The 18,646-nt window shown below is 37.6% G+C and carries 17 protein-coding genes; 14 read left to right on the top strand and 3 right to left on the bottom strand.

Annotation, left to right across the window (positions count from 1 at the left end; genetic code table 11):
- Positions 1 to 81 precede the first annotated feature (81 nt).
- Positions 82 to 918 (top strand): HAD family hydrolase, encoded by an 837-nt coding sequence (locus VXM77_RS07175; protein WP_161831635.1) that lies wholly within the window; start codon positions 82 to 84, stop codon positions 916 to 918.
- 198 nt (positions 919 to 1,116) lie between these two features.
- Here VXM77_RS07175 and feoB read toward each other — a convergent pair whose 3' ends face one another.
- Positions 1,117 to 3,249, bottom strand: a complete 2,133-nt coding sequence (feoB, locus tag VXM77_RS07170) for a ferrous iron transport protein B (RefSeq protein ID WP_338505815.1) — start codon at positions 3,247 to 3,249, stop codon at positions 1,117 to 1,119.
- 15 nt (positions 3,250 to 3,264) lie between these two features.
- A complete protein-coding gene (locus VXM77_RS07165) occupies positions 3,265 to 3,501 on the bottom strand; it encodes a FeoA family protein (RefSeq protein ID WP_161831633.1) in 237 nt (78 codons plus the stop codon).
- Between the two features lie 294 nt (positions 3,502 to 3,795).
- On the opposite strand from VXM77_RS07165, the gene VXM77_RS07160 reads away from it, so the two are divergent.
- The 11 genes from VXM77_RS07160 (at position 3,796) to VXM77_RS07110 (ending at position 16,604) form a co-directional block, all read left to right on the top strand.
- Positions 3,796 to 4,167, top strand: a complete 372-nt coding sequence (locus VXM77_RS07160) for an Asp23/Gls24 family envelope stress response protein (RefSeq protein WP_161831632.1) — start codon at positions 3,796 to 3,798, stop codon at positions 4,165 to 4,167.
- A 250-nt stretch (positions 4,168 to 4,417) separates the two neighbouring features.
- A complete protein-coding gene (gene nusB / locus VXM77_RS07155; RefSeq protein WP_161831631.1) occupies positions 4,418 to 4,897 on the top strand; it encodes a transcription antitermination factor NusB in 480 nt (159 codons plus the stop codon).
- Positions 4,898 to 4,913: 16 nt separating this feature from the next.
- Entirely contained in the window at positions 4,914 to 6,263 is a 1,350-nt protein-coding gene (gene xseA, locus VXM77_RS07150) for an exodeoxyribonuclease VII large subunit (RefSeq protein ID WP_161831630.1), read from the top strand.
- Positions 6,264 to 6,281: 18 nt separating this feature from the next.
- The gene (xseB, locus tag VXM77_RS07145; RefSeq protein WP_161831629.1) at positions 6,282 to 6,509 is read left to right on the top strand and encodes an exodeoxyribonuclease VII small subunit; all 228 of its coding nucleotides are present in this window, start codon (positions 6,282 to 6,284) and stop codon (positions 6,507 to 6,509) included.
- A gap of 2 nt (positions 6,510 to 6,511) precedes the next feature.
- A complete protein-coding gene (locus VXM77_RS07140) occupies positions 6,512 to 7,387 on the top strand; it encodes a polyprenyl synthetase family protein (RefSeq protein ID WP_161831628.1) in 876 nt (291 codons plus the stop codon).
- A 294-nt stretch (positions 7,388 to 7,681) separates the two neighbouring features.
- A complete protein-coding gene (gene dxs, locus VXM77_RS07135) occupies positions 7,682 to 9,553 on the top strand; it encodes a 1-deoxy-D-xylulose-5-phosphate synthase (protein WP_161831627.1) in 1,872 nt (623 codons plus the stop codon).
- Between the two features lie 17 nt (positions 9,554 to 9,570).
- The gene (locus tag VXM77_RS07130; RefSeq protein ID WP_161831626.1) at positions 9,571 to 10,377 is read left to right on the top strand and encodes a TlyA family RNA methyltransferase; all 807 of its coding nucleotides are present in this window, start codon (positions 9,571 to 9,573) and stop codon (positions 10,375 to 10,377) included.
- 213 nt (positions 10,378 to 10,590) lie between these two features.
- The gene (gene recN / locus VXM77_RS07125) at positions 10,591 to 12,276 is read left to right on the top strand and encodes a DNA repair protein RecN (protein WP_338505813.1); all 1,686 of its coding nucleotides are present in this window, start codon (positions 10,591 to 10,593) and stop codon (positions 12,274 to 12,276) included.
- Positions 12,277 to 12,404: 128 nt separating this feature from the next.
- Complete coding sequence (gene spoIVB / locus VXM77_RS07120; protein WP_161831624.1) at positions 12,405 to 13,583, top strand: SpoIVB peptidase; 1,179 nt, start codon at positions 12,405 to 12,407, stop codon at positions 13,581 to 13,583.
- A gap of 207 nt (positions 13,584 to 13,790) precedes the next feature.
- The gene (spo0A, locus tag VXM77_RS07115; RefSeq protein ID WP_161831623.1) at positions 13,791 to 14,603 is read left to right on the top strand and encodes a sporulation transcription factor Spo0A; all 813 of its coding nucleotides are present in this window, start codon (positions 13,791 to 13,793) and stop codon (positions 14,601 to 14,603) included.
- A gap of 282 nt (positions 14,604 to 14,885) precedes the next feature.
- A complete protein-coding gene (locus VXM77_RS07110; protein ID WP_161831622.1) occupies positions 14,886 to 16,604 on the top strand; it encodes a family 10 glycosylhydrolase in 1,719 nt (572 codons plus the stop codon).
- Between the two features lie 42 nt (positions 16,605 to 16,646).
- Here the strand turns inward: VXM77_RS07110 and VXM77_RS07105 are convergent, their stop codons facing one another.
- On the bottom strand, positions 16,647 to 16,790 hold the full coding sequence (locus tag VXM77_RS07105) for a hypothetical protein (RefSeq protein WP_202618723.1): 144 nt from the start codon (positions 16,788 to 16,790) through the stop codon (positions 16,647 to 16,649).
- 95 nt (positions 16,791 to 16,885) lie between these two features.
- Between VXM77_RS07105 and VXM77_RS07100 the strand changes: the two genes are divergently transcribed.
- Positions 16,886 to 18,088 (top strand): DNA polymerase IV, encoded by a 1,203-nt coding sequence (locus VXM77_RS07100; RefSeq protein WP_262950617.1) that lies wholly within the window; start codon positions 16,886 to 16,888, stop codon positions 18,086 to 18,088.
- Positions 18,085 to 18,630 (top strand): NUDIX hydrolase, encoded by a 546-nt coding sequence (locus VXM77_RS07095; RefSeq protein WP_262953604.1) that lies wholly within the window; start codon positions 18,085 to 18,087, stop codon positions 18,628 to 18,630. Before VXM77_RS07100 ends, VXM77_RS07095 begins: the two co-directional genes overlap by 4 nt.
- The last annotated feature ends 16 nt before the right edge of the window (positions 18,631 to 18,646 follow it).

The following is an 18,646-nucleotide window of genomic DNA, read 5'->3' as shown; positions in this document are numbered from 1 at the left end:
ATAAAATAAGAGGATTTTTCTTGGTGTCTGATAGCTTTTTTAGTATAATTAAAATTAACAACATGAAGGAAGGGTGAGGACATGGAGTTATTTGTTTCGGATTTAGATGGGACATTATTAAACAAATCGAGTCAAGTCTCATCAAAAAGTCGTGAAATCATTAATGACTTAATGAAAAAAGGGGTAAAGTTTACGGTTGCAACCGCACGTACGCATGCGACGGTGATTGATTTACTTGAAGGATTAGAAATTAATATGCCGATTGCGATTATGAACGGCGTAGGAATTTATGATTTAAAAAATAGAAAATACCTTGAAATTGTTGATATGGATAAACAAGCAGTTAAGGAAGCGATCACGATCTTTGATCAATGTCACTTAGAACCGATGATTTACGGAATTTGTGAGGATCAATTATCCGTTTTTTATCGTCAACTTCCAAACATTGCAGCACAAACATTTTATCATCAACGTAAAGATGCGAAATTAAAAACATTTAAACAAGTTCATTCGTTCGAAGAGGTCATTCAAACGAATAAAATCGTAAATATGCTTGTTTTTGATCGATTAGAAATCATTGAGGAAGCCTATCGCCGTGTCCAATCCATCGACGGAATCAGAGCGACCTACTATCGTACGCGTGAAGAAGGATACGGGTATATGGAGCTTTATAGTACCAATGCTTCAAAGGCAAATGGAATTAAGGCGTTAATGAAATATGCTGACTTTGAGAAAGTCATTGGATTTGGTGATAATCTAAATGACCTCCCGATGTTTGAGTTAGCCGACGAGGCGTATGCACCTGAAAATGCGGTTGACGAAATTAAAAAAGTTGCAACGGGTGTTATTCGTCACCACGATGATGATGCGATTGCACTGTATTTACAAGAACGTTACGAAGATCGCCAAAAATCGTAAAGTTTTTGATGACTCAGGTGAAAGGCTCCCCTTATTCATTAGAGGTTTTATAGAACGAATGGCGCTATATTTAAAAAGACACCGATGTACGTCCCTTTGTGGGTAAACATCTGTGTCTTTTTCTTTTTTCGTGCGTGTGATTTAAAGGGGGAATTTTTTAAAAGCGCGACTTCTAGGGCATGAGTGAGGGTCCTCCTCTTACACCCAACCAAAGAGTTGAAAAATGAGCGTATTGATGAAACAGAGTAAAAATCCAATAAGCGTTGGAATGAGGAAAGCAAGAATCGCCCATTTATATCCACCCGTTTCTTTTTTGATTGTCATGAGGGTTGTCGAACATGGCCAATGGCAAAGCGTAAAGAGTAAAACATTGATCCCGGTCAGTAATGTCCATCCATGCTCAGTTAAAATTTGGCTAAGGGAAAGAATGCTATCAAATTCAACCATCACGCCACTCGATAAGTAAGACATGAGTAGAATAGGAATGACAATTTCATTTGCAGGAATCCCTAAGATAAACGCCATTAAAATAAATCCATCAAGTCCAATTAACGTCGCAAAGGGATTGAGAAAGTTTGCGATATGGGTTAAAAGACTCAAATCGTTAACATAAAGGTGATTTAAGCACCAAATCATGATCCCCGCTGGAATGGCGATCATCACGGCACGTCCTAAGACGAAAAGTGTTCGATCAATAATAGACGTGTAAAGAATCCGAGCAAGTTGGGGTGTACGATAGGGAGGTAATTCAAGGGTAAAAGAGGAAGGGACGCCTTTAAGAATGGTTTTTGATAGAAGGTAGGAGACGCCTAAAGTGATGAAGACGCCTAAAATAACAATCAGACCTACAACGAGGGCACTCGCAAGTGTTCCATTGATGGGACCAAGGTCCACATTTAAAAGGAGGACACTCGCGATGGCGATAATGGTCGGAAAACGTCCGTTACAAATCATAAAGTTATTCGTTAAAATGGCGATTAGTTTTTCACGAGGGGATTCGATAATCCGGCAACCAATGATCCCGGCGGCGTTACAGCCAAACCCCATACACATAGTCAGGCACTGTTTTCCATGAGCACACGCTTTTTTAAATAAATGATCTAAGTTAAAAGCGACGCGTGGTAAATAACCTAAATCTTCAAGGGCTGTAAATAGCGGAAAGAAGATGGCCATAGGGGGGAGCATCACAGAAATAACATTGGCAAGTGTCTGATAAACACCGTTTAAAAGCAATTCATATAACCATTGGGGGGTGTGAATGGCCGTTAAAAAATGGCTGATGTAACGGCCGAGGAACGCAAAAAAGTTAGATAGAAGTTCGGATGGAATATTGGCTCCTGCAATCGTTAGCCAAAGAATTCCTAGTAAAAGCAAGAGCATTAAAGGAATGCCAAAGCGCTTAGAGGTAATCCAGGTATCAATTTTTAAATCCCGCTCACGTGCTAACTGTTGTTTGTCGAGTAAATAAACATAATTTCGTTTGATTTCTTCGGCTTTAGCGTAACTGATCTCGGTCAAGTGATCTCGAATTTCATCTTTAGCTAATGATCGAGGTAATGTTTTTTCAATTTGAATTAATTCATCCGCTTCCTCTGGACTTAAATAGCGGTTCATAGATTGGTAAATACTTTCGTTTCCATCGATCAGACGAAGGGCGAGCCATCTGGGATTGAGATTTTTATAGTTGTTAGCGAGAAGGGGAAGGAGTTGGTGGATATGACGCTCTGTCTCTTCGTTATATGTAAGGGGTTGGTAATCGAAGGGGTAGTTATTGTTAATGATTTGATCAAGGGTTGTGGTCAGTTCATCAAGTCCTAATTTACTGCGGGCTGAGGTTAAAACAACAGGGACTCCTAGTTCTTGTTCAATGGCACGACGATCGACAACGATTCCTTTTTTTTCTGCCTCATCAATCAGATTGATGCATAAAATGACTCGGGTCGTGAGTTCCATTATTTGAAAGGCAAGGTGTAAATTGCGTTCAAGGGCAGTGGCATCCGTGACAACGACAACTGCATCGGGTTGTCCAAAACAAATGAAATCTCTTGCCACTAACTCTTCTTCCGATGTGGCGAATAAAGAGTAGGTTCCAGGTAGATCAACAAGCACGTAATCATGCTCCTTCGTTTTAAATTCTCCCCGGGCATTTGTCACCGTTTTTCCAGGCCAGTTTCCTGTGTGTTGGTGTAGCCCTGTCAAAGCATTAAAGACAGTACTTTTACCGGTATTTGGGTTACCTGTAAGGGCAATGACGAACTGATCTTCGGTTTTATCGATGGCGAATAAATCTTGTAAGGCTTCCCTTTTGGTTGAACGATAGGTTAATCCCATACAAATTCCTCCTTATCAATCATGAATTGGTTGAACCATAATCAAGCTTCCCTCCTCCTCGCGCAAGGCAATCATTGCACCTCTAATGTTATAGACCGTTAAATTATTTTTAGGGCCTTTTTTTATCACATCAATTAAAGCCCCAGTTGTGACACCAAGGGCCAGTAATCGCTCACGTAAAACACCTGTTGCGATAAGTTTAGCGACTTTAACCGTTGTTTGGCATTCAACTTCGCTTAATTTTTTCAGCATAGTCATCACTCCATTACTTGATTTAATAGGGCTAACGTTTATCTAAAAGGAAATCGATCCAAAAGGATTAACTATTTCTTTCACGAGTCATTAAATAGGGGGGGGATAAATTTTAGCCGCGGCTAACAGATGAAAGGCTAGTCGGTATAGTATATGAAGCTTCATCAAATGGGTGATAGTAAATGGACATTCTTCTCATTTACAGTTTTTTCTTTCCTGCAGGGATAGTATTTGCACAACGGTTCAAACTATAGTATTATTATAGTAGTTGCATATGATTGGAGGAGAATGGTGATGGCTGTTTCAAAGTATTATCGTATTGACGAAGCAAATCAAGAAATTGGGAATATCGAAATTCATTCACAGGTTTTTGAAGTGATTGCTCACAATGCGACAGCAGAAATTGATGGAGTTTCAAAAATGTTTGAAAGTATTTCACAATCAATTGCCGATACATTTAACAGTAAAAAACATCGAAATGGTGTTGAAGTTGAGTTTGATGAGAATGGATTAGTTGTAGATGTTTATGTGAGTATTAAAGTGGGATACGCAATCAATGAAGTTGCGGAAAAAATCCAAAAAAATATTCACCAAATGATCTATCATATGACAGCAGTTAAAACATCAGAAATCTATGTTCATGTCGTTTCAATTGATTTTGAATAAAAATAAACCACTTTCAGTGGTTTATTTTTATTTTTTTCGGCAAAATTTTAATAAATATGATAACATATATAATTGAAACTTGAAAAAATAGTATACAATATAAATATGTCCAGATGAATTTATCAGTTAGAGTTGGACCAAAGGGTTTGAGTGATAAGAAAACGACGTGGGTTTTCTAACTCATGAACCATTTATTTGTTAGTTGATAAATTGAACAACTTAGAAGATTTGAATAGAAAGAGGGATTTGTGTGATTCGTCATGTATTACGTCAATTTGCAGTACAAACATTATACCAAATGGAAGTTGGGAAGATGACTAAAGAAGAAGCCATCGAAAATGTTGAACTAGTAGTTGAAGGATTAAAGGAAGAAGCGCTAGAGCTTGTAGCAGAAGAGGTTACACCACATCAAATTCTTGAAATTGAACGTCAATTTAAGTTAGAAGATTTTTATTTTGAATTGGTTGAAGGTGTATTGGCTCATCAACAAGAGTTAGATGAATTAATTGAGGCTAACTTAAAAGGATGGAGCTTTTCACGTTTAAATAAAGTAGACCGCGCGATTTTACGCTTAGCTGTTTATGAAATGAAATTTTGTCAGGAGACTCCTCATAAAATTATTATGGATGAGGCCGTTGAATTAACGAAGGAATTTTCAGATACGGGAGATGGAAAAGCCCGTAGTTTCAATAACAAAGTATTAGATCAAATAAGTAAGCATTTAGCTTAAGTAGGATGTGGGATGGATGGAGCAAAGGCAACCCTTAACCGTTAAAGCGTTAACGAAGTACATTAAGTTAAAGTTTGATTATGATAAGAATCTGCAGCATCTCTTACTTAAGGGGGAGTTATCGAACGTTAAACGGCATTCACGTGGGCATCTTTACTTCACGCTAAAAGATGACGAGGCACAAATCAATGCCGTAATGTTTGCGAGTGCCGCCTCACATTTAGAATTTGTTCCAACGGAAGGGATGCAGGTCATCGTGAAGGGGCACATTACCGTTTATGAAGCGGGAGGAACCTATTCGCTATACGTAAAAGAGATGACCGAAGATGGAATCGGAAATCTCTATGTCGCCTATACCCAACTAAAGGAAAGACTAGCAACAGAAGGCTTATTTGATGCTCGCTTTAAGCAAAAAATCCCTGATTATCCTCAGGCAGTAGGTGTCATTACTTCTCCAACAGGGGCGGCAATCCGAGATATTATATCGACCATCAAGCGAAGATTTCCAATGGTCACCATTTATGTTTATCCTGCCCTCGTTCAAGGAGAACAAGCAGAGGCCTCAATTATTTCTTGTATTAAACAGGCCAATGCGATGAATCTAGTGGATACATTAATTGTCGGTCGTGGAGGCGGGTCCATTGAGGATTTATGGGCCTTTAATAAGGAAGGAGTCGCACGGGCCATTTTTGAGTCAAAGATTCCTATTATTTCGGCGGTCGGGCATGAGACAGATTTTACGATTGCAGACTTTGTTGCCGATCATCGCGCTCCAACCCCAACCGGCGCGGCGGAGTTAGCAGTTCCTAATTTACCAGACGTTTTAAAACATTTAAATCAGCTAAACGCACGCTTAAATCACAACTTTAATTTGCAGTTTAAACAGAAAAAGGATTATCTTACTCAACTTTGCAATCATTATATTATGAAAAATCCCGCGGCGTTATTTGAACAGAGGCTGATGTATGTGGATCAGTTGAGTGAAAAGTTGAATTATGTGTTGCAGGATCAACTGACAAGAAATCAAACAAAATGGTGGACGTTGCATCATCGACTTCTCCAATTAGATCCTAAAGCTAGCGTTGACCAAGCCAAGCAGTCCTTACTCCTTCAAGATCAAACATTGCGGCAATTAATGCTTCAACACCTTTCTCAATCGAAACAAGATTATACGGTTTTACTAACTAAACTTGAGTTACTAAACCCCTTATCCATTTTAAAAAAGGGGTACACCGTCTTGACGAATGATAAAGATGAGATGGTTACGACTGTTCAAGATATTTCTGTGGGACAGGACCTCTTAATTTCATTAGATGATGGAAGGGTAAGAGCATCCGTGAAGGAAATTGAAACAAGTGAAAGTTAATAAAGAGGTGATGCAAAGATGAGTGAAACAAAATTAAACTTTGATGAGGCGTTGCGCCAATTAGAACAAGTGGTTCGTCAATTAGAAGCAGGGAACTTGCCATTAGAACAGTCAATCGATCTTTATAAAAAGGGGATGTTACTGTCTGGTGAGTGTCATCAAAAGCTGCAACAAATTGAATCGGAGGTTGCAAAGCTTGTCGATCCAACCGGAGCCATGACTGATTTCGAGGTATCGGGGGAATAGGGATGTTACAACAATATATAAATTCTCATCGAGAATCCTTTAATGCGTATATGATGGGATTAATTGAAAAAGAAAATATTCCGAATGAATTGAAGGAGTCGATGCTCTATTCGTTATCTGTTGGTGGAAAGCGATTAAGGCCGATTATTTTATTCGCCGTTTTAGAAACATTAGGGTTGGATGCAAAAAAAGGATATCCAACAGCGGCCGCCCTTGAAATGATTCATACGTATTCATTAATTCATGATGATTTACCCGCAATGGATAATGATGATTTTAGAAGGGGCAAGCCGACTAATCACCGAGTATTTGGGGAGGCGATTGCTATTTTGGCGGGTGATGGTCTATTAACACACGCTTTTCGTATAATTTGTCAAGATAACGGGCTGACTGACATGCAAAAACTACAGTTAATTGCTCATCTATCTGAGGCAGCTGGTCCGACGGGGATGGTTGCTGGCCAAGTACTTGATATGGAAGCTGAACAAAAACAATTGACGCTTGACCAATTAAAAGAGGTCCATTTACATAAAACGGGATGTCTCATTGAATTTTCAGTTGCGGCTGCAGGAATTATCGCCGGTATCTCACAGGAGCTGCTACAGGATTTAAGACAATTTGCAAAACATATCGGTCTTGCTTTTCAAATCAAAGACGATATCCTAGACGTTGAGGGAGAGCGTGAACTTATTGGAAAAGATGTAGGTAGTGACATGGAAAATGGTAAAAATACGTATGTCTCTTTAGCAACATTAGCTGGGGCTAAAACATTGTTAGATGAGGAGATAAATGCATCGTCTGTCATTTTGGATAAAATCCCATATGACACGACACTACTTATGGCCATTGCACGATTCATTAAAGAACGTCAAAGTTAATAGCGGGGGCGATTATTCATAATCGCCTTTTATTGTGAGGCTATAGGATAGGGGATGCCGTGATAGCTTCTTGAGGCCTGTTTCTGTTGAAGGCGTGAGGAGACTCCACCCAATCGTTTATCTCGCCATCAAAAAAAGAGGAGTGTTCGTTTCTTGATGAAATAGTAAGTCCAAAGCCCAAACGAGGGCTACGATAGAAAAAGAGGTCCCGAGATAGGAATAAACGTCGAAATATGATATGATATAAAGGATTAGATAAAGATTAATAGATGGAACAAGGTTGGAGTGATTAGGATGTACGACATCAACAAGATTACGGATCCTTCATTCATCAAGAATTTATCCATTCAGGAAATGCAAGTTTTATGCGATGATGTTAGAACATTTTTGATTGATTCTTTATCACAAACTGGGGGACATGTGTCCTCAAATCTTGGGGTAGTCGAGTTGACAGTTGCGATGCATAAAGTTTTTAATACGCCAGAAGATAAATTCATTTGGGATGTTGGACACCAAGTATATACTCACAAAATACTAACAGGGAGAGCTCAACGATTTAATACGTTAAGACAGTATAAAGGATTATCAGGGTTTCCAAAGCGCGAGGAGTCACCTCATGATTGTTGGGAGACAGGACATGCCTCAACCTCGATTTCTGCGGCGGTTGGAATGGCTTACGCCCGGGATTTAAAGAAAGAAAATTATCATGTAGTGGCTGTCATTGGAGATGGATCATTAACAGGTGGAATGGCTTACGAGGCACTGAATCATATTGGACATACTAACCGAAGACTTATTGTTATTATCAATGATAATGAGATGTCTATTTCTCAAAATGTCGGAGCCCTGCATAATATTTTTGGAAATTTACGCACAAATGCCTCTTATTTAAAAACGAAACATCGCGTGAAGCGTTTATTGAAAAATTCCGTGGTGTTAAAACGTCTCATGTCGCGCGCTAAAGTGCGGGTCAAACGTTTTGTAATCGGTGAAAGTTTATTTGATGCAATGGGGTTTAAATATTTAGGGCCGATTGATGGACATAATTTAGAGGAACTCATTAAAAATTTAAATGTAGCGAAAACCGTAGATAAGCCGGTTATTATTCACGTGAAAACTAAAAAAGGAAAAGGTTACACTTACGCAGAGCAAGATAAACAAGGAATATGGCATGGAGTTGGGAAGTTTAATAAGGAGACGGGATCGATTTGCGCGGTTCGGGATCAAGAACGCATCTCTTGGAGTCAACATATTTGCAATATTTTAATTGAGCTATCGAAACATGATTCTCGTGTTGCTGTGATAACGCCAGCGATGATTAATGGTTCAGCGTTAAATGATTATCAAAAGTTGTATCCTGATCGATTAATTGATGTCGGAATTGCGGAAGAGCACGCGGTGACGATGGCAGGTGGAATGGCCACGCAAGGGATGAAGCCTTTTGTCTCGATTTATTCTACGTTTTTTAAACGTGCCTTTGATCAAGTTCACCACGATATTGCCCGTCAAAAATTAAATGTTGTTTTTGGTGTGGATCGTGCGGGGATTGTAGGTGCTGATGGGGAGACCCATCAGGGAATTTATGATATTCCAATGTTAAGGCCTGTTCCAAATTTAGTCATGATGATGCCTAAGGATGCGAAGGAAGCTGGGGATTTAATGTATACCGCTTATCAGATAGAGGGGCCAGTTGTTATTCGTTATCCACGTGGTGAGGTTTTAAAAGTCGATGTTAATTATGAGTCGCTTCAATGTGTTCGAGTGGGATCATGGTCTACGTTGAAAGCAGGGGGAGATGCCTATATTATTTCAATGGGACCTATTTTAGATGAGTTTGTAGGACTCGCTCAACAATTAGACGACGAACTTGGAATGAAAGTCGGCGTGATTAATGCCCGTTTTATTAAGCCGCTAGATACGAAATTGCTAGATGAATTGGCACTTAAAAAGGTTCCGCTTATTGTTTATGAGGAATCAGCAGTCATTGGTGGTTTAGGAACGGCCATTTTGGAATATTATAATCAGACAAAACAAGAGGTTGATGTAAGAAGGTTAGGAATTCCTGACCTTTATGTTCAACACGGAAGCGTTAAAGAAATTTTAGAAGAGTTACATCTTAGTTTACAAGACGTGAAACAGGAAATTAAGCAAGTCATTAATAAATAGGTCGGTGTCAAAAAAATATGAAAAAAGAACGAATTGATGTATTATTAACCCAATTAGGATATTTTAGTTCCCGCGAAAATGCTAAACGGGCGATTATGGCGGGATTAGTTCTAGTCAATCAAGAACGAGTGGATAAGCCAGGGGAAAAGGTTCCTGTGGAGGCAGTTATCACGGTTAAGGGAAATGTGTGTCCGTATGTTAGCCGTGGGGGATTAAAGTTAGAAAAGGCACTTCAAATTTTCCCTATTGATTTAAAAGATAAGATTATTATCGATATTGGTGCTTCTACGGGTGGTTTTACGGATTGCGCGTTACAAAATGGGGCGAAATTGTCATATGCAGTTGATGTGGGTTATAATCAGTTAGATTGGAAGATGCGTCAAGATGAACGCGTTATTTGTATGGAACGTACAAATTTTAGATATATGACGCCGGAGGATTTAGCATACGGTGCACCACAATTTGCTTGCATCGATGTTTCGTTTATCTCATTGAAAATTATTTTCCCGGTTTTAAAGCAGTTATTAGAAAAGAATGGTGAGGTTGTTGCGCTGATAAAACCTCAATTTGAGGCTGGAAAAGACCAAGTCGGTAAAAAAGGAATTGTTCGTGACCCGAAGGTTCATGCAAAAGTAGTGAAAGAAATTTTGGATTTTATTACGGCGTTAGAGTTAAGTGTACTCGGATTAACGTATTCACCGATTAAGGGGGGCGAAGGAAATATCGAATTCTTAGCCTATATTAAATATCAGGATGAGGTTTGCACGTCAATTGATGAAAAAGAAATTGAACGGATTGTAGCAGATGCGCATCAACAACTTTAATTTCAGTCATGATAAAGCATGGTTGAACGATAAAAAAGCATTCATATCATGAATGCTTTTTTTATTTTGATAAGATGAAAGCGCGCGTTTTCTACTGTTTTTGAAAAATAAAAGAATCTCTTAAAGTGTGACTTGAAATCCCGGTATTATCTATGATAAGATTAAATTATCGAACAAATGTTTAGGAATAACCCCTTAGAGTAGGTGATGAATATGTTATCGCATTTAAGTATAAAAAACATGGCAATTATTGAACATTTAGAATTAGATTTTAAAAAAAATATGACGGTGTTGACTGGTGAAACAGGAGCAGGAAAGTCGATTATTATTGATGCTATCTCTTTATTATTAGGGGATCGTGCGTCAACGGACCTTATCCGTCATCACGAAGAGGCAGCGGTGATTGAGGGAATTTTCGAAGTCACAGAAAATAAACCTGTAAAAAAATATTTATCCGCGTTGGGAATCGAGATTGAAGATCAACTACTGATTAAACGAATCGTGAAACGAGTAGGGAATGGTCAAATTCGAGTGAATGGAGAACTGTTGTCTGCTACTCAATTAAAGGAAATAGGTCAATATCTCGTGGATATTCATGTTCAACATGATACACACCGTCTTTTTCAAAATGAGTATAATTATCAATTAATCGATCATTTGGATTTAACGGGTGAGACGGCTGAAAAAAATAGAGCTTATCAATTAGCTCTTGCAACTTATAATCAGGCTAAACAAGAATATCTTTCTTTTAAGCGTAATGCGGAAGAGACCCAACGCCGAATGGATTTAATGATTTTCCAAAAAAACGAGATTGAGAAGGCCCAATTAAAATCTGGAGAATTTGAAGAGCTTGAGGAGAGACGAAATCTTATTTTAAATTCGGATAAGCTCCATAAAACATATAGTCAAATTTTACAATCTTTAACGAGTGATGGTGGAGCCTTAGAACGGTTATATCACGCCTATACGTCAACACAAAACCTTTCTTCGATAGATGAAACCTTGACCCCGGCTGTAGGGCAAATGGGTGATATCTATTATGGATTAGAGGATTTTGTAAATGTTATTTCATCCAAATTAGATGAACTTAATTATTATCCTGAAGAACTTGAAGAAATTGAAATGCGTTTAAATGAACTTCAACAATTAAAACGTAAATATCGTCTTGAAATTAATGAGATTATTCATTATTATGAGCAACTTGTGAATGATTTATCACTGTTTGAGGATGCCGGACATTATGAGGAAACATTATATGCCGCGGTAGAACAAGCGTATCATGTCGTTATTTCAAAGGGTGAAGAACTAAATGAAAGGCGAATGGAAGTTGCCGATGGAATTAAGGAACAGCTAGTGAAAGAATTAAAAGACTTACAATTATTTAACGCGCAGTTCGATGTAGAATTTAAACGCTTAGCTATAGAAGATAGATTAGAGACGATTTTTTTTACACACGGAATTTATGATATTCAATTTTTATTAAGCGCAAATAAGGGTGAGCCATTAAAGCCTCTCAATAAAATTGCCTCTGGTGGAGAGTTATCACGAATCATGCTTGCCCTCAAAACTATTTTGCATCGTGGTCAGTGTATTTCAACTATTATTTTTGATGAAATTGATACAGGTGTAAGCGGTCAGGTTGCTTCAAGTATTGGAGTAAAAATGAAAGACATTTCTAAGGAGAAGCAAGTATTATGTATTTCTCATTTGCCTCAAGTTGCTTCACTTGCTGATCATCATCTTCACGTGAGTAAACATGAAAAAAATGGACGTACTGTTACGCAGGTGAAAGAATTATCCTTTGAGGAGCGAATGAAAGAGATTGCTCGAATGTTAAGTAGTGATAATATTACGGAATCAGCACTCCTTAATGCTGAACAATTGCTTTTACAAAAATAAAAAAAAAGAATTCCTTATTTTTGTTTACATAAACAGAAAATTGGAATTCTTTTTTTTAGATATTTGTTATTTAAATAGCCATAATAGTAATGTAGTTCGTGTCGAAGAAAGTTGAAAGGAGGCGCAATATGAATCAAAAAATAAATAAAAATAGGTTTTTAATTCATACGATATTAATATTTGTCTTCTCTTTATTAAGTATTAGCGCTCCAGCACAAACATATGTATGGGCCCAATCTAATAATGACCAACTTTTACATATTGATGAAAAGCGAAAAATATATGAAGTCTCGACGAAGCAGGCAGAAAGAACGGCTTCTAAAAAGCAAAATCAAAATCGTTATATGTTAATTCCTGGAGGCGATGCCATAGGAATTAAGATTCAAACAGATGGATTAGTCGTTGTCGATACCTACCTTGTGAATACGGAAGGTGGAACTATTAACCCGGCTAAGGAAGCGGGGGTTATGAAAGGAGATATGATTTTAGCAGTTAATAATCAAAAGATTTCTACAATTGAGGAGTATAAAGAACAGTTGATGTTAGCGAAAGAAAACAATCAAATGATATTAACGATTAACCGCCAAGGTAAAACAGAAAATATCACCGTTCATCCGGTGATTTCGACCGAAGGTGTTTGTACGACAGGGCTTTATTTACGTGACAAATTAGCCGGTATAGGGACATTAACCTTTATCGATCCTAATACGAATAAGTATGGAGCATTAGGGCATGAAATTATTGATCAGGACACTAACCAGTTAGTTAATATAAAAAATGGTGAAATTATCAACTCTAATGTTCTATCTGTGAGAAAGGCGACGACAGGAAAGCCCGGGGAAAAGGTTGCGGACATCTTATTTGATGAAAAATTAGGAACATTAGAAAAAAATAATAAATACGGTGTTTATGGATTGATGCAATCTAATGAGATGAGCCAAAAAGACTTAATTCCAATGGCTTATATCAATGAGGTGAAAAAGGGTCCAGCACAAATTTTAACGGTCTTAAATGGAAATAAAATCGAAGCGTTTGACATTGAAATTACAGAAGTAAATGTTCAAAGTGAAAAGGCAATTAAGGGAATTAAATACACAGTGACAGATCCTCGTTTATTAGAAGAAACGGGGGGGATTGTCCAAGGAATGAGTGGGAGTCCTATTATTCAAGACGGGAAAATAATTGGTGCAGTTACCCATGTCCTTGTTCATGATTCGACGCTCGGCTATGGAATTTTTATTGAATGGATGTTGCAAGAAGTAGGAATTGAATATCCAGCTCAAAAAATGGTCACAAAAGTAGCTTAATGACGTATTAGTCTTTTTTCGACATTATTTGACACAAGAGCGTGAAAAGGGTTTAAAAAGAAATAAAAGACAAAAGGTGATAAAAAAAATTTGTCGAATAGGTTTAAGAAATTTTATAATCTCACAAAAAATATAAAGTAATTATTGAAAAATGTAAGGAAGTGTAATTTAATAGATATATAACCGGAAAAATTAGGGGGCCAAAAAATGAGTAAATTAAAAGTTTTATTAGCAGATGATAATAAAGAACTAATCACTGTATTATCAGAATACATTTCATTACAAGAAGATATGGAAGTTGTTGAGGTAGCAGGAAACGGGAATGAGGTCTTATCTGTTTTAAGACAGCGCGACATCGATATTTTATTATTAGATGTGGTGATGCCAGACTTAGATGGAGTAAGTGTGTTAGAAGAATTAAAAGATAATCCAACTTTATATAAACGTCCACGCCATATTATTATGTTTACAGCATTCAACCAAGAGAAAATTATGATGCGTGCTGCGGAATTAGGAGCTTCATATTTTATTATGAAACCATTTGAAATCAATAAAATCGTAAAAATTATTCGTGATATTAATGTTCGTTTTGATACGACTGAAGTTTCAAAGCCAATTAATAATTTATATACAAATCAACGTCCTGTGGTTAAAGAGTTTGATTTAGAATCAGAAATTACAAATATTTTACACGAGATGGGTGTACCGGCACACATCAAGGGATATTTATACTTACGCGAGTCGATTAATATGGTTTACAATGATATCGAATTACTTGGATCAATTACAAAAGTTTTATATCCAGATGTTGCGAAAAAATATAAAACAACAGCTTCACGTGTTGAGCGTGCTATTCGCCATGCAATCGAAGTGGCATGGAATCGTGGAAATATTGAAGCTATTTCAAACATCTTTGGTTATACAGTAAGCGTATCAAAATCAAAGCCAACAAACTCAGAGTTTATTGCGATGATTGCCGATAAATTACGTTTAGAACATAAAAATAAAGCTGCATCATAAAACAAGATTTAAAAAAAGCATCGGGTTTTCCGGTGCTTTTTTACGTTTAAGTTGGATGAACCTCTCATGATGAATGTGCATATATTAATTCAGAATGGAACTTCCTAAAAGGGAGTTAAATGCGCTGTGAGAGGAGGAAGGGGAGATTAGAAATACGATGCTTTCTAATCTTCTAAATTTAAAATGGGAAATGATAAAATTCATCTATATAAGTTAACTTGTAATTGTCCATATTGCCGACAGTTACGGTTTTTAAATGAACGCATGTTAGCGGAAGGGAAGGTGGAATTAAATACGCCGGAGGAGATAAGAAAAGAGGTTACTCCTTCGAGAAAAGAGTTAACAAATAAGGTGGTTTTTGAGCCGATAGCAAGTGGAGGTAAAACGGTATACACCCCCACCTCGATCGTTTCTAAGAAAGAACAGTTTCGAGGTGTTTGGATTACCACAGTTAGGAATAATGACTTTCCGTCCACATCGGTCTATGAAAACGGATTTAATGTGGAACAATTTAAACAGGAATTTTTGGCTATTCTTAAACGATGCAAAGAATTAAAATTAAATGCAATCTTCTTTCAAGTTCGACCGGAAGGAGATGCTTTTTACGAGTCGGGTGTTAATCCATGGAGTGTTTATTTAACAGGCGAACAAGGAGTCAAACCAAATTGGGGAGAATTTGATCCGTTGGCTTGGATGATTAATGCGACACATCACGTAGGAATTGAATTCCATGCTTGGTTTAATCCATTCCGCTTAACACCGACAGGTCCAAGTGATTCGACGAAAGAGAGTCTGTTACGGACACTTAGCGACACGCATTATGCGAGACGTCACCCGGATTGGGTTTATTATTTTAATCGACAAATTTATCTTAATCCAGGGATTCCTGCGGTTCGAGAATTTATTGTGCAGACGGTCATGGAAGTGACAGAAAAGTATGAAATTGATGCCGTTCATTTTGATGACTTTTTTTATCCATACTCTTATCAGGTGGAAGAAAACGGAGTGATTAAAGTTATCAGTTTTGCCGATGAAAGTCCAGACTATCAAACTTACGAGACTTATCATCTTCCCCATCAAACGATTTTCCAATGGCGTGAGTCAAACATCAATGAAGTTATTCGAACGCTATCAGAGGCCATTAGTGAATACAACCGGTTAGCTAAAAAAAGTGTGGCCTTTGGAATTAGTCCTTTCGGTATATGGGCTTCGGCTGAGGAAACGGGAGGTATTGGTTCACAAACATCACCTAATCAACTTTCCTCATTAAGCGAGTTTGTTAATTCAAAACTATGGATTGACGAACAGTGGATAGATTATATCGTTCCTCAAAATTATTGGTCATTTATTGATCCACTTTCAACATTTGCTGATGTTTCCGATTGGTGGAATAAGATTGTGATAAATTCTAAAACGCAACTTTATATGGGGATAGGGTTATATCTTTACAATGAAGATGCACAAAATCCTGCGTGGCAGAATAAAGAAGAGATCGTTAATCAAATTCGATATCTTTCGCATCTCGACCATGTCGATGGATATGCCTTTTTTACATATCATAATTTATTAATTTCACACCATCATCTACCGGGGCAAGAAGTATTGAATCAGGCCATTGTGAGTTTAGAAAATGAGGTTTTAACGAATTATGCACTCATCCCTTCTCGACCATGGCTACAACAAGGAGAAACATTCCCTGTCAGTCAGTTAAAGGTTACTCCTTGTGATGAAGGATGTGTATTGGTTCAATTTGAGGATATGCCAGAGAATTATAGTGAATATTACGTGATCTATCGTGCTCCGAAATCGAGTCAGCGGGATGTAATCGACTTTAATGATGCCGCGTCTATTCTTGATGTGGTAGGAAAAAATAAAAAGTCGCTCATTCAACATTATACGGATTCAAGTGCGAATCCAAATCAAACCTATACTTATGCGGTTAGTGCTTTATCTCAGGCACAAGTTGAATCCGATCCTGTTTCAGTTGTATATGTTCCGTAAAAATAAAAAAAACATTTACGTAAAGTAAATGTTTTTCTTTTATTAAAAGAATGGCATATCGCGTAAGCCGATGATGCTGATGATTAATGAAATAACAGGAACAACAACAAATGATAAAGCGAGAATTAATAATAAAATTTTTGTTCCCTTCATTTTGTTTAAATTATGCGGAGCCTTTTTAGCCATATTTAATTCACCTCATAGACAACTTTTGCTATAATGTTATGTGTAACTGAATCTATTATAATATATATATCTAAAAAAAGGAAGAGGATTTACCGTTGGAAAAGCCTATATTTAGAATTATCTTCCATATTGATTTAAATGCTTTTTTTGCTTCTTGTGAAATAGCGAGGCGTCCAGAGTTAAAGGATGTCCCCGTAGCGATTACGGGAGAAAAGTCATCAAAGCGTGGGATTGTAACGACTGCTAATTATGTCGCGAGAAAGTATGGGGTGAGCAGTGCGATGCCACTTGTTCAGGCCAAAAGGAAGTGTCCTAATTTAGTGGTTATTGCCGCAAATTTTAACTTGTACAAACAGGTTTCAAGGCAATTTCTTGATCTTCTTCACACGTATACCGATCAAGTTGAGAAAGCTTCGATTGATGAGGCTTATTTAGATGTGACGGCTCTTTTTCAAGAAGGTGGGGTGCATCCTGTGCAGTTAGCATTGCAAATGCAGCAACGTATTTTCAATGAGTTAAAGATTGGGTGTAGTGTAGGAATTGGACCGAATAAGTTTTTAGCGAAAATGGCGTCGGATATGAAAAAACCAAATGGGATTACGGTCTTAAGAAAGCGGGATTTACCACAACTGTTATGGCCACGGCCTATTGAAGAGATGTTTGGTGTTGGGAAAGCTTCGGCTCCAAAATTAAAACAACTTGGAATACAGACGATTGGGGATCTGGTTCATTTTCATGAAGTTGAACGATTAGAGTGGTTGTTTGGAAGTCAGGCCTTGAAATGGATAGAGCATGCGAGGGGGGAGGACTTGAGTATTGTTGATCCACAGCGATATGAAGTTCCGTCAAGCATTGGTCATTCAACGACGTTTTCTAAGGATTATTATTTTGAACGTGAAATTAAAGAAGAAGCGAAAAAAATGTGTTTGAAAACCGCCAATCGTTTAAAAAAGTATGGTCTCTATGCAAAAACAGTGTCACTACAACTCAAGGATACACACTTTAAGCAGATGACGCGTAGTTTAACTGTATCGAAGCCTATCCAGCATATGAATGAATTATACCCGCTTGTTGAGGGATTGTTTGATGATCACTGGGAGGGGCAACCGTTACGGTTAATCGGGGTATATACCTCCAATTTAGTGCATACTAATAAAACAACTGAGCCTTTAAACTTATTTAATTATCAGTCATTTGTCGGGGAAGGGAAAATTAGGAAGACTATGGAAGAGATAAAAAATAAATATGGGGCGGATTTGATTCAAAAGGGAATTCAGAAAGGAAAGAAAAACGAATGAAAAATTTAACTGAAAAACAACTAACAACGAAGGAATATTATCGTAATTCATTTTTGAGTGTGACAGAGGATGAGGTGCAATTACCTAATCAATTAGAAGCGAAGCGCGTCGTCGTCAATCATCCGGGTGGGGTGAATTTAATTGTTTTAGACGAGGAACGTCGTTTAATTCTTGTCGAGCAATACCGTTATCCTGTTGGAAGGCTAACACTTGAAACTCCCGCAGGAAAGATTGAAAAAGGTGAGTTAACGTCTGTGACGGCTAAGCGAGAGCTAGAGGAGGAGACGGGTTATACGTGTGATTCATTAAAAATGATTGGACGTTTTGCAACGTCGCCTGGTTTTTGTAATGAATATATTGAAAATTATTTAGTTATGAATCCCAAAAAATTAGAGCATCCTGTTCAGGGAGATGAGGATGAATTTTTAAATGTCTACCACTTATCAAAAGAGGAGGCGTTAGCTGCCGTTGAAGAGGGGCGAATTTGTGATTTTAAAACGGTCTATGCGATTCAATATTTAATGTTGACGCAACGTTGGTAAGAAGGCAACGCTAGAG

This window comes from Turicibacter sp. KK003, from assembly GCF_037014675.1.
Taxonomy (GTDB): Bacteria; Bacillota_I; Bacilli_A; order MOL361; family Turicibacteraceae; genus Turicibacter; species Turicibacter faecis.
This window is presented reverse-complemented; position numbering and strand designations above follow the sequence as displayed.